General features: G+C 53.7%; 1 protein-coding gene. It reads left to right on the top strand.

Features of this window, described 5'->3' with window-relative positions; all coding sequences use genetic code 11:
• Positions 1–436: molybdopterin-dependent oxidoreductase (locus H9X96_RS22445; protein ID WP_187668429.1), on the top strand; the 436-nt coding region annotated here is incomplete at both ends.

The following is a 436-nucleotide window of genomic DNA, read 5'->3' on the forward strand; positions in this document are numbered from 1 at the left end:
GTCCATATGTGCGCGGTGTGCTGATCAATTTGTGGCGGGAAGCATTGCAGGCGCATCAAAATCCGCTGGATGCCTGGAAATCGATCGTTGAAAATCCTGAAAAAGCGAAGTCCTATAAACAGGCAAGAGGGAAAGGCGGCTTTGTCCGCGCGGAATGGCCGGAAGTGCTGAAGCTGATTTCAGCCTCTCTGCTGTATACGGGGATGAAATACGGGCCTGACCGGAATGTCGGTTTTTCTCCGATCCCGGCGATGTCCATGATCAGCCATGCGTCAGGCTCGCGATTCATGTCGTTAATCGGCGGCCCAATGCTCAGTTTTTATGACTGGTATGCGGATCTTCCGCCGGCGTCCCCGCAAATTTGGGGCGACCAGACGGACGTTCCGGAGAGCAGTGATTGGTACAATTCAGGCTATATCATCACATGGGGCTCCAA

This window comes from Pedobacter sp. N36a (assembly GCF_014472395.1).
Lineage (GTDB): Bacteria > Bacteroidota > Bacteroidia > Sphingobacteriales > Sphingobacteriaceae > Pedobacter.